Here is a 24,553-nt window from a genome sequence, read left to right as displayed (position 1 = left end):
CCCTAGGGAGCCTCTGATGAATCCCAAGCCCTACCGTTGCCCCCCATTTTGCGCCAGGCAAGGCGCGAGCGACGAAGTGTGCTGAAGCACATGAGGAGCGAGCAACGCAGCCTGGTGCAAAATGGGGGGCAACCCTTCGGGCGGTTTGCCCTTTGATGCAGGGCGGCGTTGCTCGTCGCTCGTGTACATTTCAGTACACCACGCTCCTCGCGCCTTGCCCTGCATCAAAGGGCAAACCGCGGCAGGGCTTGGGATTCATCAGAGGCTCCCTAGCGCCTGACTGCGGGAGGCTTCATGTGGATCGTCACCGTCTCGCTGCGCGCCAGTTCCTCGCCGTTGCCGCCGACCAGGGCGGCGGAGATGGTGTGTTCGCCACGCTCCACCCCGGTATACAGGAAGGCGGTGGAAGGCGTCGGCTGCGGGTTGGCGGCGCTGCCGTCGAGATAGAAGATCAGGCCCTGGCCGGGCTGCAGCTCGGCGTTGACGGTGACGCTGAGGTTGCCTTCGGCGTCGCGGATGGTTTCATCCGGAGCCGGCGAGGCGATGCTGACGAGTGTCGCCGGCGCCTGTGCCGGCGCGCCGCCCCGCGCGGGGGCGAAGCCGGCGGGCGGGGCGCTCGGGGCATAGGTCTGCAGGTGCGGCAGGGCGGCCGGTTTGTCGGTCGGCGTCTGCGGCTTGTCGGCGTAGTGCACCACGCCGCTGCTGTCGACCCAGCGGTAGACGTCGCCGGCCGCGGCGGCGAGGCTGAGGCAGGCCAGGGGCAGGATCAGGAGGTTGCGCATGGGCCGAAAATACCGCGCGGCCGGCCATGCTGTAAACCTGAGGTCCGGGGCGCCGTCTTCGCCCGCCGGGGCCCCGGCGGGCGAAACGAAAAAGGCCCCCTGACGGGGGCCTTTCCGTGAAGCGCTAAACCCCTGTTACAGGGAGTAGTACATGTCGAACTCGATGGGATGAGTCGTCATGCGGAAGCGCGTGACTTCCTGCATCTTCAGCTCGATGTAGGCGTCGATCAGGTCGTCGGTGAAGACGCCGCCGGCGGTGAGGAAGCCGCGGTTCTGGTCGAGGTGCTCCAGCGCCATGTCCAGGCTGTGGCAGACGCGCGGAATCTTCTTGTCCTCTTCCGGCGGCAGGTGGTAGAGATCCTTGTCGGATGGCTCGCCCGGATGGATCTTGTTCTGGATGCCGTCGATGCCGGCCATCAGCATCGCCGCGAAGGCGAAGTACGGGTTGGCGGTGGAGTCGGGGAAGCGCACTTCGATGCGGCGGCCCTTCGGGTTGCTGACGAAGGGGATGCGGATCGAGGCGGAGCGGTTGCGGGCCGAGTAGGCCAGCATCACCGGCGCTTCGAAGCCCGGCACCAGGCGCTTGTAGCTGTTGGTGCCCGGGTTGGTGAAGGCGTTGATGGTCTTGGCGTGCTTGAGGATGCCGCCGATGTAGTACAGCGCGGTCTCGGACAGGCCGCCGTAGCCGTCACCGGTGAACAGGTTCTTGCCGCCCTTGGACAGGGACTGGTGGACGTGCATGCCGCTGCCGTTGTCGCCGACGATCGGCTTGGGCATGAAGGTGGCGGTCTTGCCGAAGCTGTGGGCGACGTTCTGCACCACGTACTTGAGCTTGAGGACTTCGTCGGCCTTCTTGACCAGGGTGCCGAACTTCACGCCGATTTCGCACTGGCCGGCGGTGGCGACTTCGTGATGGTGCACTTCGGTGACCATGCCGACCGCTTCCAGCGTCTCGCACATGGCGGAGCGGATGTCCTGCAGCGCGTCGACCGGCGGCACCGGGAAGTAGCCGCCCTTCACGCCCGGACGGTGGCCGGTGTTGCCTTCGGAGTATTCCTTGCCGCTGTTCCAGGCCGCTTCCTCGGAGTCGATGCTGACGAAGCAGCCCGACATGTCGGCGCCGTAGCGGACCGAGTCGAAGATGAAGAATTCGTTTTCCGGGCCGAAGAAGGCGGTGTCGGCGATGCCGGTGCTCTTCAGGTATTCCTCGGCGCGGTGCGCCAGCGAGCGCGGATCGCGGCCGTAGCCCTGCATGCTGGAGGGCTCGATGACGTCGCAGGTCAGCACCAGGGTCGGTTCTTCGAAGAACGGATCGATGAAGGCGGTGCCGGCGTCGGGCATCAGGATCATGTCGGATTCGTTGATGCCCTTCCAGCCGGCGATCGAGGAGCCGTCGAACATCTTGCCTTCGGTGAACAGGCTTTCATCGACGGTGTGCGAAGGCACCGTGACGTGCTGTTCCTTGCCGCGGGTATCGCAAAAGCGGAAGTCGACGAACTTCACGCTCTTTTCCGAAATGGTTTTGAGAACTTCTTTACCCGACATGGGTGATGTCTCCTGCGAGGGGATGTTTATGAATTAGTGCCTACCGGTTGACCGGAAGTGCACCGAATTGAAGCAGAAACTATGCCAAAGGCGGCGGTTCAGACACGCCCCGACAGTGAAAAGCCTGCAGCGCAAAAGCGCCGCAGGCCAGGGATTATACGGGCGCTCCCGGGAGCCTACGCGGCCCCTGGGCGGCCCCGGTTCAGCCCTTGAGGCAGGTGCTCATGAAGGTCTTGCGGTCGGCGCCCTTGAGGGTCTTGGCGGTCGCCTCGGCATTGCAGTCCTTCATCTTCTGCTGCTGCGCCGCCTTGGGCGAAAGCGGGGCGGCGGCCGGTGCGGCCGCGGCCATCGAAGCGCCGCCGTCCTTGCTCAGGCAGGTCTTCATGAAGGCCTTGCGGTCGTCGCCCTTGAGCGCCTTGGTCTTGGCGTCGGCGTTGCAGTCCTTCATCTTCTGCTGCTGCGTGGTCAGCGGCTTGGCGGCGGGCGCGTCGGCGGCATGGACCGGGGCGGCGGCGCAGGCGGCGACAACGACGGCGAGTAATATCCCTTTCATCGCGGTTCTCCTGAAGACTTGTTTAAGTTGGGTAAATCCCCGCTTTCGGCATACCGAAAGACCTTTTCAGCCTAGCATGGCGGCGGGCCCGCCGGATGACAGGCCGGTGATGCCCGCGTTGACCCCGCCGGCGCCGCATGACACCGTTTGCGGCCTGTCCGCCGCCCGCCTTTTCACCCGCCATGCGCAAATTCGTTCCCCTCTATGCCCTTGCCCTGCTGGCTTCGGTGCTGGCCGTCGCGGGGCTGGCGGGGTGGGGGCAGGCGTTGTACCCGGCATCCGCCGGTCCCGGCGTCCTGCCGCCGGCCGCAGCCGCGCCGGCCGCCGATCTTGCCGGGCGGCTGCACCAGCCGCTGACGTTGTTGCTGCTGCAGATGATCGTGGTCATCGTCGCGGCACGCCTGCTCGGACGGCTGTTCCGGCGTATCGGCCAGCCGGCGGTGATCGGCGAGATCTTCGCCGGCATCCTGCTCGGACCGTCCCTGCTGGGCCTGCTGTGGCCCCAGGCCCTGGCATTCCTGTTTCCGCCGACGGCGCTGGCGCCGCTGCAGCTGCTGAGCCAGATCGGCGTGCTGCTGTTCATGTTCGCGGTGGGGCTGGAGGTGGACCTGGGGGAGCTGCGGCGGCAGGCGCGCAGCGCCCTGCTGATCAGCCATGCCAGCATGGTGCTGCCGTTCCTGCTCGGCATGGGCCTGGCGCTGGCGGCCTATCCCCTGCTGGCGACGCCCGGCGTGCCGTTCCATGCCTTCGCCCTGTTCCTCGGCATCGCCATGAGCATCACCGCCTTCCCGGTGCTGGCGCGCATCCTGGAGGAGCGCCGCATGGTGCATACGCCGGTGGGGCGCCTGGCCCTGGCCTGCGCCGCCATCGGCGATGCCAGCGCCTGGTGCCTGCTGGCGGTGGTGGTGGCGCTGGCGCATGCCAGCGGCCTGGGCGCGGCCGGGCTGAGCACGGCGCTGGCGCTGCTGTTCGTGCTGGGCCTGCACCTGCTGGTCAAGCCGCTGCTGCAACGGCTCTTCGGCGCCACGCTGGCCGCCGACCGCGGCGGCACGTCCGGGCTGGCACTGGCCCTGGTGCTGCTGCTGGCCTGCAGCGCCTTCACCGAGGCGATCGGCATCCACGCCCTGTTCGGCGCCTTCCTCGCCGGCACCGCCATGCCGGCGGGCGCGGCTTTCCGTGCGCCGCTGCGCGAGCGCCTGAACGGCTTCAGCGCGGTCGGCCTGCTGCCGCTGTTCTTCGCGCTTACCGGACTGCGCACCCAGATCGGACTGCTGCAGGGCGCGCAGGACTGGCTGCTGTGCGGGCTGATCGTCGTGGTGGCGGTGGCCGGCAAGCTGGGCGGCACCCTGCTGGCGGCGCGCCTGACCGGCTCCGCCTGGCGCGAGGCCTTCACCCTGGGCGCCCTGATGAATACGCGCGGGCTGGTCGAGCTGATCGTGCTCAACGTCGGCTACGACCTCGGCATCCTGTCGGCGCGGGTCTTCACCATGCTGGTGATCATGGCGCTGCTGACCACCTGCATTACCGGCCCGTTGCTGAGTTTGGCGCAGCGGAGGCGGGGTGCCCTCGCGGGGACAGAAGTGGTTAGTGGCCAGTGACTAGTGGTTAGTAAGAAGAGCAGGTGCGCTTGCGCTTTTACTAATCACTGACCACTAACCACTGGCCACTGTTTTATACTGCCGGGCCATTTTTCAACCCCGCCGCCAGCCATGACCTTTCAGGACCTGATCCTGACGCTGCAGACCTACTGGGCCCGTCAGGGCTGCGTCATCGTGCAGCCGCTGGACATGGAAGTGGGCGCCGGCACCTTCCACTGGGCCACTTTCCTGCGCTCCATCGGCCCCGAGCCCTGGAATGCCGCCTATGTGCAGCCCAGCCGCCGTCCCACCGACGGCCGCTACGGCGAGAACCCGAACCGCCTGCAGCACTACTACCAGTTCCAGGTGCTGATGAAGCCGAGCCCGCCGAATATCCAGCAGCTGTACCTGGATTCGCTCAAGCTGCTCGGTTTCGACCCGCTGGTGCACGACATCCGCTTCGTCGAGGACAACTGGGAAAGCCCCACCCTCGGCGCCTGGGGCCTGGGCTGGGAAGTCTGGCTCAACGGCATGGAAGTGACCCAGTTCACCTACTTCCAGCAGGTCGGCGGCATCGAGTGCAAGCCGGTGTCGGGCGAGATCACCTACGGTCTCGAACGCCTGGCCATGTACATCCAGAAGAAGGAAAGCATCTACGACCTGGTGTGGTCGGACGCCGGCGGCCGCATCGTCACCTACGGCGACGTCTACAAGCAGAACGAGGTGGAGCAGTCCGCCTACAACTTCGAGCACGCCGATACCGCCGCGCTGTTCGAGCGCTTCAACGTGGCCGAGCGCGAGTGCCAGCACCTGATCGAACAAGGCTTGCCGCTGCCGGCCTACGAGCGTGTGCTGCAGGCCTCGCACGGCTTCAACCTGCTCGATGCGCGCGGCGCCATCAGCGTCACCGAGCGCCAAGCCTACATCCTGCGCGTGCGCACCCTGGCCCGGCTCTGCGCCGAGGCCTATTACGCCGCGCGCGAGAAGCTCGGTTTCCCGCTGCTCAAGGTCGCGTAAGCGGCCGCGCCCCGGGGACTGCGCCATGACCGGCACCTATAGCGGCAGCTGCCTCTGCGGCGGCGTGCGCTACGAGTACCGCGGCGACTTCGGCCAGTTCATCTACTGCCATTGCGTCAAGTGCCGCAAGGCGCAGGGCACGGCCTTCGGCACCAATGCGCCGGTCGACGTGGCGGGGTTCAAGTTGCTGCAAGGCGAGGCGCTACTCAAGGCCTACGAGTCCTCGCCGGGCAAGCAGCGCGTGTTCTGCGCCAACTGCGGTTCGCCGCTGTACAGCCGCGCCGCCGACAAGCCGGGCCTGCTGCGCCTGCGCATGGGCACGCTCGACACGCCGATCGATTTCAAGCCGCAGGCGCACAACTTCGTGGCCTCCAAGGCCGAGTGGTACGACATCCTCGACGGTCTGCCGCAGCACGCGGAACGTCCGTAATTCCCGAGCTGATTCCCGTCATGAACCAATCCTTGCTGATCGAACTGGGCACCGAAGACCTGCCCGCGCGCTATGTGCAGCCGCTGACCCAGGCCCTGGCACAGGGCATCGGCGGCGGCCTGGCCAAGCGCGGCGTCGCCGTCGGCGAGACGCGCACCTTCGCCACGCCGCGGCGCATCGCCGTGCTGATCGCGGACGTGGGCGAGCGCCAGGCCGACCAGAACCTGGAGCGCAAGGGGCCGCAGATTGCGGCGGCGTTCAAGGACGGCCAGCCGACGCCGGCGGCGCTGGGCTTCGCCAAGTCCTGCGGCGTGGAGTTCAAGGCGCTGAAGCAGGAAAACGGCAACCTGGTGTTCCGCAAGAAGCAGAAGGGCCGCAAGACGCTGGAGCTGATCGCCGAGATCTTCGAGGAAACCCTCAAGCAGATGGACCAGCTGGTGCCCAAGCGCATGCGCTGGGGCGCGGGCGAGGAAACCTTCGTGCGGCCGGTGCAGTGGATCCTGGCCCTGTACGGCAGCCGCATCGTGCCGCTCGAACGCTTCGGCCTCAAGGCCGGGCGCAAGACCTATGGCCATCGCTTCCATGCGCCCAAGGCGATTTCCTTGAAATCGTTTGCCGACTACGGACCTGCCCTGTGGGATGCCCGGGTGTGGGCCGACTTCGCCGGCCGCCGCGCCGAGATCAAGCGGCAGATCGAAGCCGAGGCCGCGAAGCTGGGCGGCGATCCGCGCATCGACGAGACCCTGCTCGACGAAGTCACCGCCCTGGTGGAATGGCCGGTGGCCATCTCCGGCCGCATCGAGGAGCGCTTCCTGCAATTGCCGCCGGAAGTGGTGGTGGCCACGGTCGAGACCAACCAGCGTTATTTCACCTTGTTCGATACGGCCGGCAAGCTGCTGCCGTATTTCATCACCGTCGCCAACATCGAGTCGAAGGATGTATCCCAGGTCATCGCCGGCAACGAGCGCGTGGTGCGTCCGCGCCTGACCGATGCGCTGTTCTTCTGGGAGCAGGACCGCAAGCAGCCGCTGGAAGCGTATGGCGAGAAGCTGAACACGGTGACGTTCCAGAAGGATCTGGGCAGTACCGGTGAGAAGGTTGCGCGCGTGCGCCGGCTGGCCGGTGATATCGCGGCGCGCGTCGGCGCGGATGCTGCCACGGTGGAGCGCGCGGCGCAGCTGGCCAAGAACGACCTCGTCACCAAGATGGTCTACGAATTCCCCGAGCTGCAGGGCCTGATGGGCGGCTACTACGCCCGTGCCGCCGGTGAGCCGGACGCGGTGGCGCGGGCGGTGGCCGAGCATTACCGGCCGACCCAGGCCGGCGGCCCGATTCCCTCGACGCCCGCCGGCCAGATCGTGGCCCTGGCCGACAAGCTCGACAGCCTCGCCGGCATCTTCGCCATCGGCCAGAAGCCGACGGCGAGCAAGGATCCCTATGCCCTGCGCCGCGCCGCCCTGGGCGCGCTGCGCATCTGCGTCGAAGGTCCGCTGGACCTGGATTTGCGCGAAGTGCTCAAGGCCGCGCTGGACGCACAGCCGGCCGGCAAGCGCGACGAGGGCGTGCTCAACGAGCTGTGGGACTTCGTGGTGGAGCGCCTGCGCGGCTATTGCATCGAGCGCGGCGCCACCGGCGAACAGTTCGAAGCGGTGCGGGTCATGGGCGCTTCGCGTCCGCTGGATTTCGTGCGGCGCCTGGAAGCCTTGCAGGCGTTCCAGAGCACGCCGGCCGCCGCGACCCTCGCGGCCGCCGACAAGCGTGCGCGCAATATCCTGCGCCAGTCCGGCGGCCAGGCCGCTTCCTCGATACAGACGCGCCTGTTCGAGGTGCCGTCCGAGCATGCGCTGCTGGCCGAGCTGGAGCGGGTGGATTCGGCGCTGGCGCCGCTGCGCGCCAAGGCGGCATACGGCGATATGCTGCTGGCGCTGTCCGCGTTGAAGGAGCCGGTGGATGCGTTCTTCGATGGCGTGATGGTGATGGCGGAGAACCTCGAAGTGCGCGGCAACCGCCTGGCCTTGCTGGCGCGGCTGGATGCGTTGTGCCGCGAGGTGGCGGATCTGTCGTGCTTGCCGGGGTAGTTTCGTAGGTCGGTTCAAGGGCGCTTGCGCCCGGAACCGGCAGTTGCGCTGAAGCCTGTCGGCTCCGCTGCGCTTGAGCCGACCTACGGGGCTGCGCTAACCAGGGCCATCGTCATGCCGGCGAAAGCCGGCATCCAGGAAGCTCAGCCGCCGCGCGCTACGCTGGATACCGGCGTTCGCCGGTATGACGGAAATGATGTTGCGGAACGAGACGACAGGTCCCCTACGTGTTCGGCACATTCGCCGCCTTGTCCGTCACGGCGGCGATCTGTAGCTGGGCGAACTGCCGCAGTTCCTCGCCGTTGAGGTCGGACACGGCCCAGAACTCCATGCCGTCGCGGCGCCAGTGCACCAGGCTGTAGCCCTCGCTGCCGTGGCTCTCGGGCGCGGTGTCGCCGTTCTTGCCGGGCCAGATATAGAGGTTGATGGTGTGCTTGCGGTGACGGTAGATCAGCACCGCCACCTGGCGCTGCGCGATGTAGTCCAGGCGGCCGCCCAGCAGCGGAAACTCCTGTGCCGTCAGGTCGCGCACCGGCGGCGAGTAGTCCAGCTTGCCGCTGAACCAGGGCTTGACCGTGTGCTGGTCGCTGGAGGCGACGTCGGACAGGTGTTCGGCCTGCAACGAGCGCACGTGGCCGGCGACCAGTTCGTTGCGCAGGGTTTCCCCGGCGCGTTGCGTGCTCAGCATGACGTTGAGGCCCACGGCCAGGGCGATGCCGGCGGCGATGGGCATGGCCCAGCGTGACCAGTCGCGGCGCCGGTACGTTTTCGCTGCCGGGGCCGGCGCGGCTACGACTGCCGGTGCAGCCGTTTCGGGTGGCAGCTGGGCGCGCAGGCGTGCGCGCAGCGTGTCCGGCGCGCGATGGTAGGGTGTGCTGCGCACGGCCTGGCTCAGCGCGCGTTGCTCGCGCAGGGCCGCGGCGCAGGCGGGGCAGCCGTCGAGGTGCCGCTCCAGGGCCAGGGCATGCGGCAGGTCCAGCTCGCCGTCACCATAGGCGGGCAGCAGGCCCTGTGCTTCTTCGCAATTCATCGTACTCATTTGGGTCTGTAGAACGTCATTTGATCGCTGCGTTGCCGCCCAAAATCGCGCCAGGCTAGGCGCGAGGAGCGAAATTTAGTACCACTAAATGAGCGACGAGCAACGACGCCTGGCGCGATTTTGGGCGCAACCCTTCGGGACGGCGTCTGTTTTCGCGCATCGCTGCGTCGATCGTCGCTCATGTACTTCGAGTACACCACGCTCCTCTCTCCTTGCGCTGCGCGAAAACAGATGCCGTCGCAGCGATCAAATGACGTTCTACAGACCCCGATCCATCGCCTCGATCTGGTGGCGCAGTTGCAGGCGCGCGCGCGACAGGCGCGACATCACCGTTCCCAGCGGCACTCCCACGATCTCGGCGATCTCCTTGTAGGACAGTTCCTCCAGTTCGCGCAGCACCAGGATTTCACGGGACTCCGGCCCCAGCCTGAGCAGGGCGCTTTCGACCAGCTGCTGGTCGGCCGCGCGCAGCAGCAGTTTTTCCGGGTCGGTGCCGTGCAAGGCCGGGTCTCCGCAGTTCTCCTGTGTATGTAGACCGATGTTCTCGTCGTTGTATTCCACCTCGGACTGGTGGTGGCGCCGCTGCTCCAGCCAGGTATAGAAGGTGTTGCGCACGATGGTCAGCAGCCAGGCGCGGCCGTCGCCGCCGCGGAAGCCGCCGAAAAAGCGGAAGGCGCGCAGATAGGCTTCCTGCACCACGTCTTCGGCGTCATGCGGTTCCCGCGTCAGCCAGCGCGCGAGGTTGTAGGCGGCATCCAGGTGCGGCCCGGCGATCGCCTCGAAACGCCGGGCCTGCTCTTGATCGGTCACGCGGATTCCCTGCAGCTAGGGGCAAGTAAGGGTAACGGGCCTATTCCATACGGTGCATACCGGCGGTGCCGCCGTTTTATTCCATCTCCCGAAAAGGCACCCGCAGGCGGAATATCCGCCGCGCGGCGGCGGTATGCAAGGAGGTCCACCAACGGATATTCCCAGCGGAGAACCTGATGAAACGTACCATCGATCGGCGGCAGTTCCTGCGGCTGGCCGGGCTGGGGGGCGTGGTATTCGCCTCCGGCCTCGGCGGATTCGCCCAGGCCAAGACGGATTACAAGAGCGGCGACAGCACCGGGGCGGGCGAGGATTTCTACTTCGTCCAGCTGTCCGACTCGCACTGGGGCTTCCAGGGCCCGGCGGTCAATCCCGACGCGCAGGGCACCCTGCGCAAGGCGGTGGCGGCGGTGAACGCCCTGCACGACCAGCCCGACTTCATCATCTTCACCGGCGACCTGACCCACACCACCGACGATCCGGCGGAGCGCCGCAAGCGCATGACCGAGTTCCGCGACATCGTGAAGGACTTGCGCGTGAAGAACGTGCACTTCATGCCCGGCGAGCACGACGCCTCGCTCGACAACGGCGCCGCCTACCAGGAGTTCTTCGGGCCGACGCACTACACCTTCGATTTCCAGGGCGTGCACTTCATCGCGCTCGACAACGTCTCCGATCCCAAGGCCAACCTGGGCGAGGCGCAGCTGCAATGGCTGGCGCAGGACCTGGCCGGCCTCGACCACAAGCGGCGCCTGGTGGTGTTCGCCCACCGGCCGCTGTTCGACCTCGCTCCGACCTGGGACTGGGCCACGCCGGACGGCGCCAAGGCCATCGACCTGCTGCTGCCGTTCCGCGACGTGGTGGTGTTCTACGGACACATCCACCAGGAAAATCACCATATGACCGGGCACATCGCGCACCATTCGGCCAAGTCGTTGATGTTCCCGCTGCCGGCGCCGCTGTCGGTGCCGAAGAAGGCGCCGATTCCCTGGGATGCGGCTGCGCCCTACAAGGGGCTGGGCTTCCGCGAGATCGACTGGGATGCCGGCCAGATCGAGATCAGCGAATTCCCGGTCAAGGCCTGAGCTTGCCCATGAACCCATTCCTCAGAAAAATCGCGCCCGCCTGCCTGTTGGGGGTGTGCGCCGCGGCTGGCTTCGGGGTTGCCGCCTGGGCTGATGGCGCCGCCGCGACCCGGCATGCGCGGCTGATCAAGGTTTCCGCGCGCCGTTTCGTTTTCAGCCCCGATCATCTCACCATCAAGAAAGGCGAGACGGTGGACATCGAGCTGAGCACGGCGGACGTGCTGATGGGCTTCAGCGTGCCGGACCTGAATGCGCGTTCCGACATTCCACCCGGACAGGTGATGCACCTGAAGCTGACGCCGGACAAGGTCGGCACCTTCGTCTTCCTCTGCGACATCTTCTGTGGCAGCGGGCACGAGAACATGAGCGGCAGCATCACCGTGACCGAATGAAGCCGGGAGGTGAGAGGAGGGAGGGGAGAGGCGCAAAACCAAAAGTTTGACGCCGCTGCGTGAGGTCTCAATGCTTTCTCGCCTCTCGCCTCTCGCCTCTCGCCTCTCGCCTCTCGCCTCTCGCCTCTCGCCTCCTTGACCGTGCACCGGGCCCCCGGCACAGTGCCGGCATGAAGCTCGTAATCCTGGATCGTGACGGCGTCATCAACGAGGACTCGGACGAGTTCATCAAGTCGGTGGCCGAGTGGGTGCCGATCCCCGGCAGCATCGAGGCCATCGCGCTGCTGTGCCAGGCGGGATACCAGGTCTATATCGCCAGCAACCAGTCCGGCATCGGCCGTGGCCTGCTCGATTTCGACGCGTTGTTCGCCATCCATGAACGCCTGCAGCGGGCGGTGGCGGAGGTGGGCGGGCGCATCAGCGGCATCCACTTCGCGCCGGATCATCCGGATGAGGCGACCGAGATGCGCAAGCCGGCGCCGGGGATGCTGAAGGATCTGGCGCGGCGGTTGGGGATCAACCTGGAGGGCGTGCCCTTCGTCGGTGACTCGGGATCCGACATCGAGGCGGCGCGCGCCGCTGGTGCTCGCCCTGTTTTGGTGCTAACCGGCAAGGGGAGGCGCACCAAAAGTAAGCTAACTGGCGACGATGTGACCGTCTACAAGGATCTGGCGGAGTTTGCGCGCACCATAATCGCGCAAGATCAGCGGCCGCAGACGGCGTAGTCTTCGCGCCGGCGGTCGATGCGGATCGCCACGCCCCGGGCTTCCGGCACCGCGCCGGGCTTGCCGATGGTCAGCCTCAGGGACAGGATCGGGTGCCGCTCGAACAGCAGGCGGGCCAGGGATTCGGCCAGGGTTTCGATCAGGCGGAATTCCTTCGAGGCGGCGTAGGCCACGATTTCGTCCGAGACCGCCTTGTAGTCCACGGCGTCGCGCAGGCGGTCGGTGGCGGCCGCGGCCTTGGCATCCACCCCCAGTTCCACGTCGATCAGCAGGGGGCGAGGCTGGTGCAGCTCCCAGGCGTGCACGCCGATGACGGCGCGCGCCTGCAGGCCGGTGATGAGGATGTGATCCAGGGGGTTCATGCGGCGCTCGCCTGTGGTGGTTTTAGTTCATGCAGCGGCCAGCGGGCCCGCGCCAGGATGCCGCTGCCGGCGCCTTCCGCCTCGGTATACCGGGCCCAGCCGGCGTAGGCGATCATGGCGGCATTGTCGGTGCAGAATTCCGGACGGGCGAAGTACATCTCGGCTTCGCCGCGCCGCTCCATCTGCGCGAACTTGCCGCGCAGGCGGCGGTTGGCGCCGACGCCACCGGCCACCACCAGGCGCTTCAGGCCGGTCTCCTGCAGGGCGCGGTGGCATTTGATGGCCAGGGTATCGGTCACCGCCTCCTCGAAGGCCAGGGCCAGGTCGGCGCGGGTCTGGATGTCGGCGTCCTTGGGCAGGGCGGTCAGCACCGCCGTTTTCAGGCCGCTGAAGCTGAATTCCAGCCCCGGACGATCGGTCATCGGGCGGGTGAAGCGGAAACGGCCGGGTTTGCCGCTTTCCGCCAGCCTGGCCAGCTGCGGGCCGCCGGGGTAGGGCAGGCCGAGCAGCTTGGCGGTCTTGTCGAAGGCCTCGCCGGCGGCGTCGTCCAGGGTTTCGCCCAGGATGGCGTAGGCGCCCACCCCGTCGACCCGGGCGATCATGGTGTGGCCGCCGGAGACCAGCAGGGCCAGGAACGGGAATTCCGGCCGGCGCGTCTCCAGCATCGGCGCCAGCAGGTGCCCCTCCAGGTGGTGCACCGGGATCAAACGGGCGCCGGTGGCCGCTGCCAGCCCGGCGGCGAAGGAGCCGCCGACCAGCAGGGCGCCGATCAGGCCGGGGCCGGCGGTGTAGGCGATGCCGTCGAGATCCTGCAGCTTGAGGCCGGCGGCCTTGAGGGTTTCGGCCACCAGGCCGTGGATGCGGCCGGCATGGTCGCGCGCCGCCAGTTCCGGCACCACCCCGCCGTATTCGGCGTGCATCGCCGCCTGGCTGTGCAGCACGTGCGCCAGCAGCCCGCGCCCGCCGTCATAAACGGCCGCGGCGGTCTCGTCGCAGGAGGTTTCGATGCCGAGGATGGTGCCAAGGGTGCCCATGGGGCGGGTATTGTGAGGGAAAGGGGTGGGCTTTGCTTTACAGGTCGGAAACACTTAGAATCTCGGGCCCTTCAATGGGGGCAACCCTTTTCTGTTTCGAGAGTGATGGCATATGCCGAGCGTCCGCGTCCGCGAAAATGAGCCGTTTGAAGTCGCACTGCGCCGTTTCAAGCGCACCTGTGAGAAGGCCGGTGTCCTCACCGACCTGCGCTCGCACGAGTTCTTCGAGAAGCCGAGCCAGGAGCGCAAGCGCAAGCGCGCTGCTGCCGTGAAGCGTCAGGCCAAGCGCGTATCGCGCGAGACCTCCCGCCAGGTCCGGATGTATTAATGAGTTGTAGCCTGTCCTTGTGACGGGCGCCACGCTGGCAACCCCGGCGTGAACACTCACCAAAGCTTATCGAAAATCCGCACCGGCTTCGGGGCGGATTTTTCTATTGGAGAAAGCCTATGACCGATCTCAAGACGCGCATCACGGAAGACGTGAAGACCGCGATGAAGGCCGGCGACAAGGCGCGCGTCAGCACCTTGCGCATGCTCACCGCCGAGATGAAGCAGCGTGAAGTGGTCGACGCGGTCGAGTTGACCGACGCGGTGGTGATCTCCGCCATCGAGAAGATGGTCAAGCAGCGCCGCGATTCCGAAGCGCAGTACCGCAGCGGCAACCGCCCCGAGCTGGCAGACAAGGAAGCGCAGGAAATCGCCCTGCTGCTGGCCTACCTGCCGCAGCAGCTCACCGCCGCCGAAGTCGATGCCCTCATCGCCCAGGCGATTGCCGAGACCGGCGCCGCCGGCGGCAAGGACATGGGCAAGGTGATGGCCTGGCTCAAGCCGAAGGTGGCGGGCAAGGCGGACATGGGCAAGCTGTCCGGGCTGATCAAGGGAAAGCTGGGATAGCTGTCGTCCTGGCAAGCGCGGCGCCATCCCCGGCGCCGCCTGTTCAAACAAGCGGTCCACTAGCCTCCTGCTCAGTCAGTGCCGACTGATCTACAGTAGCGCTATCCATGTCCCGAATTCCCCAAGGCTTCATCCAGGATCTGCTCTCGCGCACCGACATCGTCGAGGTGATCGGCACGCGCGTGGAGCTGAAGCGCGCGGGCAAGGAATTCAAGGGGCTGTCGCCCTTCACCAACGAGAAATCGCCCTCCTTCTTCGTCTCGCCGGCGAAGCAGATGTTTTTCTGCTTCTCCTCCGGCAAGAACGGCACGGCGATCAATTTCCTGATGGAGAACGACCGCCTCAGCTTCGTCGAGGCGGTGGAGGAGCTGGCCAAGCGCGCCGGGGTACAGGTGCCGCGCGAGGGCGGCCACAGCGAGCAGCTGGTGCTGGAAGGGCCGCTGGACGCGCTGGCGGCGGCGGAGCGCTTCTACCGCACGCAGCTGAAAACCCACCAGCCGGCGATCGAGTACCTGAAGAAACGCGGCCTCGGCGGCGACACCGCCAAGCTGTTCGGCATCGGCTATGCGCCGGAGTCCTGGGATGCGCTGGCGCGGCTGTTCCCCGATCCCGAATACGCCCTCACCGCCGGATTGCTGATCCAGCGCGACAGCGGCGGCGCCTATGACCGTTTCCGCAACCGCGTCATGTTCCCGATCCGCGACACGCGCGGCCGGGTCATCGCCTTTGGCGGCCGCACCCTGGCCAACGATCCCGCCAAGTACCTGAATTCGCCGGAAACGCCGCTGTTCCACAAGGGGCGCAACCTGTTCGGCCTGTACGAGGCCAAGCAGTCGAGCAAGGCAGACCTGCCCTTCCTGATGGTGGTGGAAGGCTATATGGACGTGGTGATGCTGGCCCACCACGGCATCCGCAACGCCGTCGCCACCCTGGGCACCGCCACCACCCGCGACCACCTGTCGCTGCTGTTCAAGTCCACGCCGCGCGTGGTGTTCTGCTTCGACGGCGACCGCGCCGGCCGCTCCGCCGCCTGGCGGGCGCTGGAGCAGGCCCTGCCGGAGGTGCACGAGGGGCGCGAGTGCCGCTTCATGTTCCTGCCGGACGGACACGATCCGGACACGCTGGTGCAGGAGATCGGCGCCGAGGCCTTCCGCGGGCTGGTGGGGCAGGCCATGAGCCTCAGCGACTTCCTGCTGGGCGAGCTGAAGAAGGAGGTCAACCTCGGCACCCGTGACGGCCGCGCCCGCCTGGTGGGCCTGGCGCGGCCCCACCTGGAGCGGATGCGCGAGGGACCGTTGCGCAGCGTCATCGTCAGCGAGCTGGAGCACCTGACCCGGCTCGGGCGGGCCGACCTGGACGCCCTGCTGACCGGGCACGAGCGGGCGGCGGCGTCCGGCCGGCCGGCCCCTTCCGGGCGCACCGAATCCCCCGGCGCCCGGCCGATCAAGCGCGCCCTGCAGCTGCTGCTGGAGCGCCCGGACATGGCGCAGGGCGTGGCCCATGTCGGCCAGCTGGCGGCGATGCCCCAGCCGGGCATCGACATGCTGGTGGAGGCGATTGAATTCTTCCACGAGCACCCCGACAGCCATGCGGGACAGCTGCTGGAACTGTGGCGCGATACCCCCAAGGGGGCGGCCCTCAACCGCATCATCGGCGTGGAGGAGCAGCTGGACGAGGCGGCGATCGGCCAGGAGTTCGCCGATACCATCGGCCACCTGCGGATGAAGGCCCTGCGCGGCCGCGCCCAGGTCCTGCTGGAACTGGCCCGGGAGCGGGAATTGGCCTCCGCCGAGACGGCGGAACTGGAGCAGATTACCCGTCAACTTTCGGACGCAAGATTGGTCTAAACTGCTAGAAGCAAAGTATAAAATTCGTGTATTGAGCCGAGTTTTTATGCACCAGGCTCCGCCATTGAGAAACAGTTGATGAGCGCATCCGACCAGCAGTCACAGATCAAGAATCTCATTGCACTGGGCAAGGAGAAGGGATTCCTCACTTTTGCCGAGGTCTCCGATCATCTGACCGAGCTGGTGGACTCGGAGCAGATCGACGACGTCATCACCATGATCCAGGGCATGGGCATCCCGGTCCATGACGAGGCCCCGGACGACGAAACCCAGCTGTTCAGCGAGCCCACGGTAGCCGCCGCCGAGGACGACGAGGAGGCCGCCGAGGAGGCCGCCGCCGCGCTGGCCTCCGCAGATTCCGAGTTTGGCCGCACCACCGACCCGGTGCGCATGTACATGCGCGAGATGGGCAGCGTGGAGCTGCTCGACCGCGAGGGCGAAATCCGCATCGCCAAGCGCATCGAGGAGGGCCTCAACGAGGCGCTCTACGCCATGGCGATCTACCCGGAAACGGTCGCCATCCTGCTGGAAGCCTACGACGCGGCCAAGGAAGGCAAGAAGCGCCTGGCTGAAGTCGTGGTCGGCTTCTTCGACCCGAACGCAGCGCCTCCTCCCGCCGAGGAAATCCTGCCGGAGGTGGAGGTCGAGGAGGAGGAAGAGGAAGACGAGAAGGAAAAGGAGGACGGCGACGAGGAAGAAGCCGTCGAGACCGGTCCGGACCCGGTCGAAGCCGCCAAGAATTTCGAGGAGCTGCAAAGCCTCTACGACCAGGCCTGGGATTCGCTGCTGCGCCTGGGCAGTTCCAGCAAGAAGACCCAGCAGCGCCGCGAAGCGGTGGCCGACCTGATCATGACCTTCCGCCTGTCGCCGAGGATCGTGGAGGAAGTGACCCTCAACCTGCGCAGCAAGCTGGAGCAGATCCGCTCGCTGGAGCGCGCCGTGATGCGCGTGGCGGTGACCGACGCCGGCATGAGCCGCGAGGAATTCCTGGCCAAGTTCCGCGAGGAGGGCCCGACCAGCGCCGCCTGGGTGGACAAGGCGGTGCGCGCCAAGCGCAAGTACTCGGCCACGCTGGCCGCGCGCAAGGGCGACATCGAGCAGCTGGTGGCGCAGCTCAAGCAGATCGAGGGCGACAACCTGCTCTCCATCGACGAGATCAAGGACATCTACCGCCGCATGACGCTGGGCGAGGCCAAGGCCCGCCGCGCCAAGAAGGAAATGGTCGAGGCCAACCTGCGCCTGGTCATCTCCATCGCCAAGAAGTACACCAACCGCGGCCTGCAGTTCCTCGACCTGATCCAGGAAGGCAACATCGGCCTGATGAAGGCGGTGGACAAGTTCGAGTATCGCCGCGGCTACAAATTTTCGACCTATGCCACGTGGTGGATCCGCCAGGCCATCACCCGTTCGATCGCCGACCAGGCGCGCACCATCCGCATCCCGGTGCACATGATCGAGACCATCAACAAGCTCAACCGCATCAGCCGGCAGATGCTGCAGGAGATGGGGCGCGAGGCGACGCCGGAAGAGCTGGCGGTGAAGATGGAGATGCCCGAGGACAAGGTGCGCAAGGTCCTCAAGATCGCCAAGGAACCGATCTCGATGGAGACGCCGATCGGCGACGACGAGGATTCCCACCTCGGCGATTTCATCGAGGATGGGCTGGCCGTGTCGCCGCTGGAGTCGGCGACTTCGCAGTCGCTGGCGGAGGCCACGCACCAGATCCTGGCCAGCCTGACGCCGCGCGAGGCCAAGGTGCTGCGCATGCGCTTCGGCATCGACATGAACACCGATCACACGCTGGAGGAGGTCGGCAAGCAGTTCGACGTCACCCGCGAGCGCATCCGCCAGATCGAAGCCAAGGCGCTGCGCAAGCTGCGGCATCCGAGCCGGGCGAATTATTTGCGGTCGTTTCTGGACGAGTAGGTCGGCGCCCACAAAAAAGCCCCGCGTTGCGGGGCTTTTCGGTTACCGCAAAAGCTTACTTCTTGCCGCCGACGGGCCCGTCGATATCCGGCACGTAGTCCTTCGCCGGCTGCGACGAGAACCAGGCTGCGAGCTGCTTGATATCCGCATCGCTGAGGCCGGTGACCTGGCCGCCCATGATCGGGTTCTTGCGTTCGCCGCTCTTGTAGGCGTGCAGGGCGTGCTCGATGTAGTTGGCCTGCTGGCCTGCCAGGTTGGGATACATCGGCTGGGTGGCGACGCCGTTCTCGCCGTGGCAGGCGGCGCAGACGATCACCTTGTCGGGCTTGGCCGGGGCTTCGGCGTGGGCCGAGGCGACGACGGCAAGGCTCAGGGCGGCCAGGACAATCTTGTTCATGCTCATCCTCAGTCCTTCTTTTCCGGCGCCGTCGACAGGTAGGAGGCGATATCGGCGATGTCCTGGTCGGACAGCGACATGGCCTGGGCGTGCATGGTCTGGTGACTGCGCTCGCCGCTCTTGTATTCCTTCAGCGCGTTGGCGATGTACTCGGCATTCTGGCCGCCGAGCTTGGGCACGCGGTAGGCCGGGTAGGCGTTGTTGTAGTTCGGGATGCCGTGGCAGCCGACGCAGGTATAGAACTTCTGCCGGCCAGCCGCCGGGTCACCATCCGCCTGCGCGACCGTAGCGCACATCAAGGTGGCGGTGAGGGCAAGCATGCCCCATCGCACTGCTTTCATCGTGGAGTCTCCAATGGCAAAGCTGCGCGGCCCGGCCGCGAAGTCGCAATATGCTCGTGGAAACGGGGGCTCCAGTCAATCGGCAGCCGGGTAAAAGCCCGCAACGGGGCGCTTTGCACGCCGGGTGCGGCCGCGGCAGTGTGTCACCGGCGCTACAGCGGGCTTCGGGTATAGTGCGCGCGAGCCCGCCCACAGCCTTTGCCATGCTTCGACTGTCGCTCCCCGGCCCCTGTGTCCGGAACTCCATCAGCCCACCGGAGGCCGCTTGAAAAACGGCATCGTGCCGCGCCTGCGGCGTGCTTCCGCGACGCGCTCCAGAAGCGAGCCCGGCGGCGAGGTGGCGGCGGTCGACCTGGGCTCCAACAGCTTCCACATGATGGTGGCGCGCGAAAGCGGCGGCCAGTTGCAGGTGATCGACCGCCTGCGCGACGCCGTGCGCCTGGGCGCCGGCCTGGACGCGAAGAACCGGCTCACCCCGGAGGCGCAGGCGCGCGCCCTGGATTGCCTGTCGCGCTTCGGCCAGCGCCTGCAGGGCATCGCGCCGCAGCGGGTGCGCGTGGTCGGCACCAATACCCTGCGCCGCTTGCAGGATGGCGGGGCTTTCACCGCCGCGGCGGAGCGGGCGCTGGGCCACGAGATCGAGATCATTTCCGGCGTCGAGGAAGCGCGCCTGGTCTACAGCGGCGTCACCCACGGCATGGGCGAGCCGCGGCCGCGCCGCCTGGTGGTGGACATCGGCGGCGGCAGCACCGAGCTGATCGTCGGCCGCCTGGGTGAGCCCCGGCTGATGGAGAGCATGGCGCTGGGCTGCGTCACCCATACCCAGCGTTTCTTCGGCGACGGCGAGGTGACGCGGGCGCGCATGCGCGAGGCGCGGCTGGCGGCGCGGGTGGAGCTGGAATTCGTCGAGCGGCGCTACCGCGCCGCCGGCTGGGATGTGGCCATCGGCGCCAGCGGCACGGTGCGCGGTGCCTGGCGCGTGATGATGGGGCAGGGCTGGACCGACGAGTTGATCACCCGCGAGGCCCTGGACAAGACCCTGGACCTGGCGGTACGCGCCGGCCGCGTCGACCGCTTCGACTTCCCCGGGCTGCGCGAGGACCGCCGGCCGGTGTTCGCCGGCGGCATCGCGGTGCTGGCCGGGGTGTTCGACAGCCTCGGCCTGAAGAAGATGGAGACCTCGGAGCGCGCCCTGCGCGAGGGCGTGATCTACGATCTGCTCGGCCGCCTCTCCGACCGCGACGTGCGCAGCCGCTCGGTGGAAGCCACGGCGGAGCGCTACGGGGTCGACCGTGCCCATGCGCGCGAGATCGAGCGCTCGGCGCTGAAGCTGCTGGAACAGGTGGCGCCGACGTGGAACCTGCAGGGCGGCGAGGCCGCGCGCCTGCTGGCATGGGCCGCCCTGCTGCACGAGATCGGCCTGGTCATCGCCCATGACGGCTCGCACCGCCACGGCGAATACATCCTGCGCCACGCCGAGATGTTCGGCTTCTCCCTGACCGACCAGAAGCTGCTGGCGGCGCTGGTGCGGCTGCAACGCGGCAAGTTCGCCCAGGGGGCGCTGGAGGACCTGCCGGAGGTGTGGAAGCCCATGGTGCAGAAGCTGGCGATCCTGTTCCGGCTGGCGGTGCTGCTGCACCGCTCGCGCACCCCGGGCCTGCGCATCCCCTTGCAGATCGAGGCCTCGGCCAGGACCGTGCGGCTGCAGTTCCGGCCGGGCTGGCTGGACCGGCACCCGCTGACGCGGGAGGACCTGGAGCTGGAGGCGAAGTACCTGGTGGCGGCGGACTACCGGCTGCGCTTCGAGTGAGCACGGCGGGCGCGGCCCGGCCCGCGACTACTTGTAGGTTGGGGTGAGCGTAGCGAACCCCAACATTGCACGGCCCGAGTCGAAGACGTTGGGGTTCGCTGCGCTCACCCCAACCTACTATCGCATCGGCTACGCGCTGCCGAGAATCTCTTCCAGCAGCTTCACCTGCACGCTCTTGGCGCCCGGCTCGCTGGGCGCGCGCTGGTAGGTGCCGTCCGGCTGCAGCAGCCAGCTCGAGGCGGTGTCGTCGAGGTAGGCCTGCAGCTGGTCGATGACGCGCTCGCGGATCTTCTTGTCCAGCACCGGGAAGGCGACTTCGACGCGGCGGAACAGGTTGCGCTCCATCCAGTCGGCGCTGGACAGCCACAGCTCGTGGTCGCCGCCGTTGGCGAAGTAGAACACGCGCGGGTGTTCGAGGAAGCGGCCGATGATGGAGCGCACGCGGATGTTCTCGGACAATCCAGGCACGCCCGGCCGCAGCGAACACATGCTGCGCACGATCAGGTCGATCTGCACGCCGGCCTGCGAGGCCTGGTACAGGGCCTGGATCATCTCCGGCTCCACCAGGGCGTTCATCTTGGCGATGATGTGCGCTTTCTTGCCCTTGGCGGCGTGGCCGATCTCGCGCTCGATGCGGTCGCGCATGCCCTTGGCCAGGGTGAAGGGCGACTGCAGCAGGCGGTTGAGCTTGCTCACCTTGCCCAGGCTGGTCAGCTGCAGGAACACGCCGTGCACGTCCTTGCAGATCGCCGGGTCGGCGGTGAGCAGGCCGTAATCGGTGTAGAGGCGCGCGGTCTTGGGATGGTAGTTGCCGGTGCCCAGGTGCGCGTACTGGCGCAGCACGCCTTCCTCGCGGCGCACGATCAGCATCATCTTGGCGTGGGTCTTGTAGCCGACCACGCCGTAGACGACGTGGGCGCCGACTTCCTGCAGCGCTTCCGCCAGGGAGATGTTGTCGGCCTCGTCGAAGCGGGCGCGCAGCTCCACCACCACCGTCACTTCCTTGCCGGCGCGGGCGGCCTGGATCAGCGCCTCCGCCACGGGGGACTTGGCGCCGGTGCGGTACAGCGTCTGCTTGATCGCCAGCACGTTGGGGTCCTTGGCGGCGCTGCGCAGCAGGTCCAGCACCGGGCCGAAGGAGTCGTAGGGATGCTGCAGCAGGTGGTCGTGCTTGCGCATCGCCGCGAACATGTCGCCGGTCAGGGCCTTGGGCACGCGCGGCACGAAAGGGGTGTACTTGAGTTCCGGCCGGTCGATCAGGTCGGGCAGGGCCATCAGGCGCATCAGGTTCACCGGACCCTGGCACTGGTACAGGTCGGCCGGGCCCAGGCTCAGTTCTTCCATCAGGTACAGCGACATGTGCTCGGGGCAGTTGTGCGCCACTTCAAGGCGCACCGTGTCGCCCCACTGGCGCTGCGACAGCTCGCCTTCCAGCGCTTCCAGCAGGTCTTCCGCCTCATTCTCGTCGACCAGCAGGTCGGAGTTGCGGGTGACGCGGAACTGGTAGCAGCCGTTGGCCTGCATGCCGAGGAACAGCTCGTCGACGTAGGCGTGGATCACCGAGGACAGGAAGACGAAGTCGCAGGGACCGGTGCCGGCCACATCCTTGGGCATGCGGATCAGGCGCGGCAGCGCCCGCGGCGCCTGCACGATGGCGTAGCCGATGTTGCGGCCGAAGGCGTCCTTGCCGGTCAGCGAGACGATGAAGTTGAGCGACTTGTTGAGGATGCGCGGGAACGGGTGCGCCGGGTCCAGCCCGATCGGCGACAGCACCGGCAGCAGCTCGTTCTGGAAGTAGCTGCGCAGCCAGGCATCCTGCTCCGGCGTCCACTCGCTGCGGCGCACGAAGCGGATCTTTTCCTTCTCCAGCGCCGGGATCATCACCTCGTTCAGCACCCGGTACTGCTCGTCCACCAGGGTGTGGGTGCGGTTGCTGACTTCGGAGAACAGCTCGGTCGGGGTGATGCCGTCCTGGCCCACCAGCGGCGTGCCGAGCTTGATCATCTGCTTCAGGCCGGCGACGCGGATCTCGAAGAATTCGTCGAGGTTGGAGCAGGAGATGCAGAGGAACTTGAGGCGCTCGAGCAGCGGCACGCTCTCGTCCTTGGCCTGCTCCAGTACGCGGCGGTTGAATTCGAGCAGCGACAGCTCGCGGTTGACGAAGGGCTGGATCACTTGCGGCGGGGACGAGGTCATGGCTGTGGTGGCGTCGAGCGCGTTGGGGGATTCAGACGCTAGTAGATTCATCCGTGATGACCGTTGCATGACATGCTGGCCGGATAGCCTAGCATCCGCAGGGGTTTTAATCCGTGAACGGGATATCAGCCGGGCCTGTCGGTTCCGGGCGCTGCGCGCCCTTGAACCGACCTACAGGCAGTTCAGCGCTGCAGCATGGTCCTGGCGGCATCCACCACCGCGGCCGGGGCCGAGTCGCCCGGCACCGCCAGTCCGCGCTGTACCGCCGGGCGCTGGCGAATGCGGTTGCGCCAGGCCTGCACATTGGGCAGGTCGTCGATCGACACACCCGACCAGGAATGGATGTTGACCCAGGTGAAGTTGGCGATGTCGGCGATGCCGTACTCGTCGCACAGGTAGTCGCGGCCTTCCAGGCGCTTTTCCAGCACGCCGTAGAGGCGCTTGGTCTCATTCTGGTAGCGGTCGATGGCCGGCTGGTATTTCTCGTGCCAGTAGCGATGGAAGACGTTGGCCTGGCCCTGCATAGGGCCGATGCCGCCCATCTGGAACATCAGCCACTGGATCGCGGTGGAGCGGCCTTTCACGTCGGCGGGCAGGAAGCGGCCGTACTTCTCCGCAAGATAGATCAGGATGGCGCCGGACTCGAACACGGCGAAGTCGTCGTTGTCGCGGTCGACGATGGCCGGGATGCGGCCGTTGGGATTGATCTTCAGGTATTCCGGGGTCTTCTGGTGGCCGCGCGACAGGTCGAGGTGGTGCACCGTGTACGGCACGCCCAGTTCCTCCAGCATGATCGAAGCCTTGTGGCCGTTGGGGGTGGCGGCGGTGTAGAGGTCGATCAAGGCAGGCTCCGGGGAAGGGATGTGGATGAATGCAGCGTTTGGGGCCGGATACGGCAAATCAAGTGAGGGTAGGTCGGGTCAAGCGCAGCGGACCCGACGGCGCGGCGTTGGCCATGTCGGATCCGCTGCGCTTGATCCGACCTGCATATGCATCACGTCCTGCTGAATTTCAGGGCCCGGTCGGGGTAATCGGTGAACACCCCGTCCACCCCCAGCGCGCGCAGCGCGCGCATTTCGGCGGGATCGTTGACGGTGTAGACGTAGACCTTGCAATCGTGGGCCTTGGCGTCCGCCACCAGGCGCGGGTCGACGAACTCGGAGGAGAGGTTCACCGCCGCCGCCTGCAGCTCGGTGGCGCAGCCGGCCCAGTCCAGCGGCACGCCGCCGAGCAGCACGCCGATGGGGATTTCCGGCGCGGCCTGGTGGAATTCCCACAGTTCCGGCAGGTGGAAGGAGGAGACCAGGAAGCGTTCCGCCGGCCAGCCGGCGTCGAGGTACTGGCGCAGCACGCCCGCCACCGCTTCGCCGGTGCCCTCGGCGGTCTTCAGCTCGATGTTCACGCCGACGCGCTGCTCGATTAAGTCCAGCGCTTCCTCCAGCGTGGGAATCTGCTGGCCCTGGCCGGCGTCGAGCCCGCGCAGGGTGGCGAAGTCGCACTGCTGCAGCGGGCCCTTGCCGTTGGTGGTGCGGTCCAGGGTCAGGTCGTGGAACACCAGCAGCGCGCCTTCGGGATGCAGCTGCACGTCGAATTCGACCCAGTGCGCGCCGAGCAGGATGCCGGTGTCCAGTGCCAGCAGGGTGTTCTCCGGCGCGTGTCCGCGCGCGCCGCGATGGCCGATGACGAGGAAGTCGCTGTTGCCTGCGCCCATGT

Annotated in this window: 24 protein-coding genes; 12 read left to right on the top strand and 12 right to left on the bottom strand. The window is 67.0% G+C overall.

The annotated features are described in order from the left end of the window. Positions 1 to 269 precede the first annotated feature (269 nt). The 3 genes from BP26_RS0114700 to BP26_RS0114690 all read right to left on the bottom strand — a co-directional run bounded on the left by BP26_RS0114700 (position 270) and on the right by BP26_RS0114690 (position 2,880). The gene (locus BP26_RS0114700) at positions 270 to 782 is read right to left on the bottom strand and encodes a DUF4124 domain-containing protein (protein ID WP_029921334.1); all 513 of its coding nucleotides are present in this window, start codon (positions 780 to 782) and stop codon (positions 270 to 272) included. A gap of 135 nt (positions 783 to 917) precedes the next feature. Further along, complete coding sequence (glnA, locus tag BP26_RS0114695; protein ID WP_029921333.1) at positions 918 to 2,327, bottom strand: glutamate--ammonia ligase; 1,410 nt, start codon at positions 2,325 to 2,327, stop codon at positions 918 to 920. Between the two features lie 202 nt (positions 2,328 to 2,529). After that, on the bottom strand, positions 2,530 to 2,880 hold the full coding sequence (locus tag BP26_RS0114690; RefSeq protein ID WP_029921332.1) for a PsiF family protein: 351 nt from the start codon (positions 2,878 to 2,880) through the stop codon (positions 2,530 to 2,532). A gap of 137 nt (positions 2,881 to 3,017) precedes the next feature. Here BP26_RS0114690 and BP26_RS0114685 point away from each other — a divergent pair, with 137 nt between their 5' ends. The 4 genes from BP26_RS0114685 (at position 3,018) to glyS (ending at position 7,982) form a co-directional block, all read left to right on the top strand. Next, complete coding sequence (locus BP26_RS0114685) at positions 3,018 to 4,478, top strand: cation:proton antiporter domain-containing protein (protein ID WP_157572539.1); 1,461 nt, start codon at positions 3,018 to 3,020, stop codon at positions 4,476 to 4,478. A 111-nt stretch (positions 4,479 to 4,589) separates the two neighbouring features. Further along, positions 4,590 to 5,474, top strand: coding sequence for a glycine--tRNA ligase subunit alpha (glyQ, locus tag BP26_RS0114680; protein WP_029921330.1), 885 nt, complete (start codon positions 4,590 to 4,592; stop codon positions 5,472 to 5,474). Between the two features lie 25 nt (positions 5,475 to 5,499). Continuing rightward, complete coding sequence (locus BP26_RS0114675; protein ID WP_029921329.1) at positions 5,500 to 5,904, top strand: GFA family protein; 405 nt, start codon at positions 5,500 to 5,502, stop codon at positions 5,902 to 5,904. Positions 5,905 to 5,924: 20 nt separating this feature from the next. After that, positions 5,925 to 7,982: a glycine--tRNA ligase subunit beta gene (gene glyS, locus BP26_RS0114670; RefSeq protein ID WP_029921328.1), complete on the top strand. Its 2,058-nt coding sequence runs from the start codon at positions 5,925 to 5,927 to the stop codon at positions 7,980 to 7,982. A gap of 223 nt (positions 7,983 to 8,205) precedes the next feature. Here the strand turns inward: glyS and BP26_RS0114665 are convergent, their stop codons facing one another. Together BP26_RS0114665 and BP26_RS0114660 are read right to left on the bottom strand one after the other, a co-directional pair. Continuing rightward, entirely contained in the window at positions 8,206 to 9,021 is an 816-nt protein-coding gene (locus tag BP26_RS0114665) for an anti-sigma factor family protein (RefSeq protein WP_036516966.1), read from the bottom strand. A gap of 258 nt (positions 9,022 to 9,279) precedes the next feature. Next, positions 9,280 to 9,831 carry a sigma-70 family RNA polymerase sigma factor gene (locus BP26_RS0114660; protein ID WP_029921326.1) on the bottom strand — a complete coding sequence of 184 codons (552 nt, stop codon included), beginning with the start codon at positions 9,829 to 9,831 and terminating at the stop codon, positions 9,280 to 9,282. Between the two features lie 176 nt (positions 9,832 to 10,007). Between BP26_RS0114660 and BP26_RS0114655 the strand changes: the two genes are divergently transcribed. The 3 genes from BP26_RS0114655 to gmhB all read left to right on the top strand — a co-directional run bounded on the left by BP26_RS0114655 (position 10,008) and on the right by gmhB (position 12,033). Beyond that, entirely contained in the window at positions 10,008 to 10,916 is a 909-nt protein-coding gene (locus BP26_RS0114655) for a metallophosphoesterase family protein (protein ID WP_029921325.1), read from the top strand. An 8-nt stretch (positions 10,917 to 10,924) separates the two neighbouring features. Next, positions 10,925 to 11,308, top strand: coding sequence for a cupredoxin domain-containing protein (locus BP26_RS0114650; protein WP_036516965.1), 384 nt, complete (start codon positions 10,925 to 10,927; stop codon positions 11,306 to 11,308). Between the two features lie 170 nt (positions 11,309 to 11,478). Continuing rightward, complete coding sequence (gene gmhB / locus BP26_RS0114645) at positions 11,479 to 12,033, top strand: D-glycero-beta-D-manno-heptose 1,7-bisphosphate 7-phosphatase (RefSeq protein WP_029921323.1); 555 nt, start codon at positions 11,479 to 11,481, stop codon at positions 12,031 to 12,033. On the opposite strand, the gene folB is transcribed toward gmhB, so the two are convergent. Continuing rightward, positions 12,012 to 12,395 (bottom strand): dihydroneopterin aldolase, encoded by a 384-nt coding sequence (gene folB, locus BP26_RS0114640; RefSeq protein WP_029921322.1) that lies wholly within the window; start codon positions 12,393 to 12,395, stop codon positions 12,012 to 12,014. The genes gmhB and folB overlap by 22 nt on opposite strands. Beyond that, a complete protein-coding gene (gene tsaD / locus BP26_RS0114635; protein WP_029921321.1) occupies positions 12,392 to 13,429 on the bottom strand; it encodes a tRNA (adenosine(37)-N6)-threonylcarbamoyltransferase complex transferase subunit TsaD in 1,038 nt (345 codons plus the stop codon). The genes folB and tsaD overlap by 4 nt, the downstream gene beginning before the upstream one ends. 112 nt (positions 13,430 to 13,541) lie before the next feature. Here tsaD and rpsU point away from each other — a divergent pair, with 112 nt between their 5' ends. The 4 genes from rpsU to rpoD all read left to right on the top strand — a co-directional run bounded on the left by rpsU (position 13,542) and on the right by rpoD (position 18,096). Then, the gene (gene rpsU / locus BP26_RS0114630; RefSeq protein WP_029921320.1) at positions 13,542 to 13,757 is read left to right on the top strand and encodes a 30S ribosomal protein S21; all 216 of its coding nucleotides are present in this window, start codon (positions 13,542 to 13,544) and stop codon (positions 13,755 to 13,757) included. A gap of 119 nt (positions 13,758 to 13,876) precedes the next feature. Then, on the top strand, positions 13,877 to 14,323 hold the full coding sequence (locus BP26_RS0114625; RefSeq protein WP_029921319.1) for a GatB/YqeY domain-containing protein: 447 nt from the start codon (positions 13,877 to 13,879) through the stop codon (positions 14,321 to 14,323). Between the two features lie 107 nt (positions 14,324 to 14,430). Continuing rightward, the gene (gene dnaG, locus BP26_RS0114620; protein WP_029921318.1) at positions 14,431 to 16,170 is read left to right on the top strand and encodes a DNA primase; all 1,740 of its coding nucleotides are present in this window, start codon (positions 14,431 to 14,433) and stop codon (positions 16,168 to 16,170) included. Between the two features lie 78 nt (positions 16,171 to 16,248). Further along, positions 16,249 to 18,096, top strand: coding sequence for an RNA polymerase sigma factor RpoD (rpoD, locus tag BP26_RS0114615; protein ID WP_029921317.1), 1,848 nt, complete (start codon positions 16,249 to 16,251; stop codon positions 18,094 to 18,096). A 55-nt stretch (positions 18,097 to 18,151) separates the two neighbouring features. Here the strand turns inward: rpoD and BP26_RS0114610 are convergent, their stop codons facing one another. Together BP26_RS0114610 and BP26_RS0114605 are read right to left on the bottom strand one after the other, a co-directional pair. Beyond that, positions 18,152 to 18,493, bottom strand: a complete 342-nt coding sequence (locus BP26_RS0114610) for a c-type cytochrome (protein WP_036516983.1) — start codon at positions 18,491 to 18,493, stop codon at positions 18,152 to 18,154. An 8-nt stretch (positions 18,494 to 18,501) separates the two neighbouring features. Further along, positions 18,502 to 18,834: a c-type cytochrome gene (locus BP26_RS0114605; protein ID WP_029921315.1), complete on the bottom strand. Its 333-nt coding sequence runs from the start codon at positions 18,832 to 18,834 to the stop codon at positions 18,502 to 18,504. 265 nt (positions 18,835 to 19,099) lie between these two features. On the opposite strand from BP26_RS0114605, the gene BP26_RS0114600 reads away from it, so the two are divergent. Next, entirely contained in the window at positions 19,100 to 20,644 is a 1,545-nt protein-coding gene (locus tag BP26_RS0114600; RefSeq protein WP_245611810.1) for a Ppx/GppA phosphatase family protein, read from the top strand. A 129-nt stretch (positions 20,645 to 20,773) separates the two neighbouring features. Here BP26_RS0114600 and ppk1 read toward each other — a convergent pair whose 3' ends face one another. From ppk1 to BP26_RS0114585, 3 genes are all read right to left on the bottom strand, one after another. Beyond that, positions 20,774 to 22,840 (bottom strand): polyphosphate kinase 1, encoded by a 2,067-nt coding sequence (ppk1, locus tag BP26_RS0114595; RefSeq protein WP_029921313.1) that lies wholly within the window; start codon positions 22,838 to 22,840, stop codon positions 20,774 to 20,776. A gap of 182 nt (positions 22,841 to 23,022) precedes the next feature. After that, a complete protein-coding gene (locus tag BP26_RS0114590) occupies positions 23,023 to 23,682 on the bottom strand; it encodes a glutathione S-transferase family protein (RefSeq protein WP_029921312.1) in 660 nt (219 codons plus the stop codon). A 152-nt stretch (positions 23,683 to 23,834) separates the two neighbouring features. Then, positions 23,835 to 24,551 (bottom strand): glycerophosphodiester phosphodiesterase, encoded by a 717-nt coding sequence (locus BP26_RS0114585; protein WP_029921311.1) that lies wholly within the window; start codon positions 24,549 to 24,551, stop codon positions 23,835 to 23,837. Between the last annotated feature and the right edge of the window lie 2 nt (positions 24,552 to 24,553).

The sequence above is a fragment of the Nevskia soli DSM 19509 genome, from assembly GCF_000711955.1.
GTDB classification, from domain to species: Bacteria; Pseudomonadota; Gammaproteobacteria; order Nevskiales; family Nevskiaceae; genus Nevskia; species Nevskia soli.
Note: the sequence above shows the minus strand (reverse complement) of the source record. Positions and strands in the feature narration are given on the sequence as shown.

Excerpts from the sequence above, each read along its gene's own strand:
- BP26_RS0114700 (WP_029921334.1), bottom strand. The coding sequence starts at position 782 with ATGCGCAACCTCCTGATCCTGCCCCTGGCCTGCCTCAGCCTCGCCGCC.
- glnA (WP_029921333.1), bottom strand. The coding sequence starts at position 2,327 with ATGTCGGGTAAAGAAGTTCTCAAAACCATTTCGGAAAAGAGCGTGAAG.
- BP26_RS0114690 (WP_029921332.1), bottom strand. The coding sequence starts at position 2,880 with ATGAAAGGGATATTACTCGCCGTCGTTGTCGCCGCCTGCGCCGCCGCC.
- BP26_RS0114685 (WP_157572539.1), top strand. The coding sequence starts at position 3,018 with ATGACACCGTTTGCGGCCTGTCCGCCGCCCGCCTTTTCACCCGCCATG.
- glyQ (WP_029921330.1), top strand. The coding sequence starts at position 4,590 with ATGACCTTTCAGGACCTGATCCTGACGCTGCAGACCTACTGGGCCCGT.
- BP26_RS0114675 (WP_029921329.1), top strand. The coding sequence starts at position 5,500 with ATGACCGGCACCTATAGCGGCAGCTGCCTCTGCGGCGGCGTGCGCTAC.
- glyS (WP_029921328.1), top strand. The coding sequence starts at position 5,925 with ATGAACCAATCCTTGCTGATCGAACTGGGCACCGAAGACCTGCCCGCG.
- BP26_RS0114665 (WP_036516966.1), bottom strand. The coding sequence starts at position 9,021 with ATGAGTACGATGAATTGCGAAGAAGCACAGGGCCTGCTGCCCGCCTAT.
- BP26_RS0114655 (WP_029921325.1), top strand. The coding sequence starts at position 10,008 with ATGAAACGTACCATCGATCGGCGGCAGTTCCTGCGGCTGGCCGGGCTG.
- BP26_RS0114650 (WP_036516965.1), top strand. The coding sequence starts at position 10,925 with ATGAACCCATTCCTCAGAAAAATCGCGCCCGCCTGCCTGTTGGGGGTG.
- gmhB (WP_029921323.1), top strand. The coding sequence starts at position 11,479 with ATGAAGCTCGTAATCCTGGATCGTGACGGCGTCATCAACGAGGACTCG.
- folB (WP_029921322.1), bottom strand. The coding sequence starts at position 12,395 with ATGAACCCCCTGGATCACATCCTCATCACCGGCCTGCAGGCGCGCGCC.
- tsaD (WP_029921321.1), bottom strand. The coding sequence starts at position 13,429 with ATGGGCACCCTTGGCACCATCCTCGGCATCGAAACCTCCTGCGACGAG.
- rpsU (WP_029921320.1), top strand. The coding sequence starts at position 13,542 with ATGCCGAGCGTCCGCGTCCGCGAAAATGAGCCGTTTGAAGTCGCACTG.
- BP26_RS0114625 (WP_029921319.1), top strand. The coding sequence starts at position 13,877 with ATGACCGATCTCAAGACGCGCATCACGGAAGACGTGAAGACCGCGATG.
- dnaG (WP_029921318.1), top strand. The coding sequence starts at position 14,431 with ATGTCCCGAATTCCCCAAGGCTTCATCCAGGATCTGCTCTCGCGCACC.
- rpoD (WP_029921317.1), top strand. The coding sequence starts at position 16,249 with ATGAGCGCATCCGACCAGCAGTCACAGATCAAGAATCTCATTGCACTG.
- BP26_RS0114610 (WP_036516983.1), bottom strand. The coding sequence starts at position 18,493 with ATGAACAAGATTGTCCTGGCCGCCCTGAGCCTTGCCGTCGTCGCCTCG.
- BP26_RS0114605 (WP_029921315.1), bottom strand. The coding sequence starts at position 18,834 with ATGAAAGCAGTGCGATGGGGCATGCTTGCCCTCACCGCCACCTTGATG.
- ppk1 (WP_029921313.1), bottom strand. The coding sequence starts at position 22,840 with ATGACCTCGTCCCCGCCGCAAGTGATCCAGCCCTTCGTCAACCGCGAG.
- BP26_RS0114585 (WP_029921311.1), bottom strand. The coding sequence starts at position 24,551 with ATGGGCGCAGGCAACAGCGACTTCCTCGTCATCGGCCATCGCGGCGCG.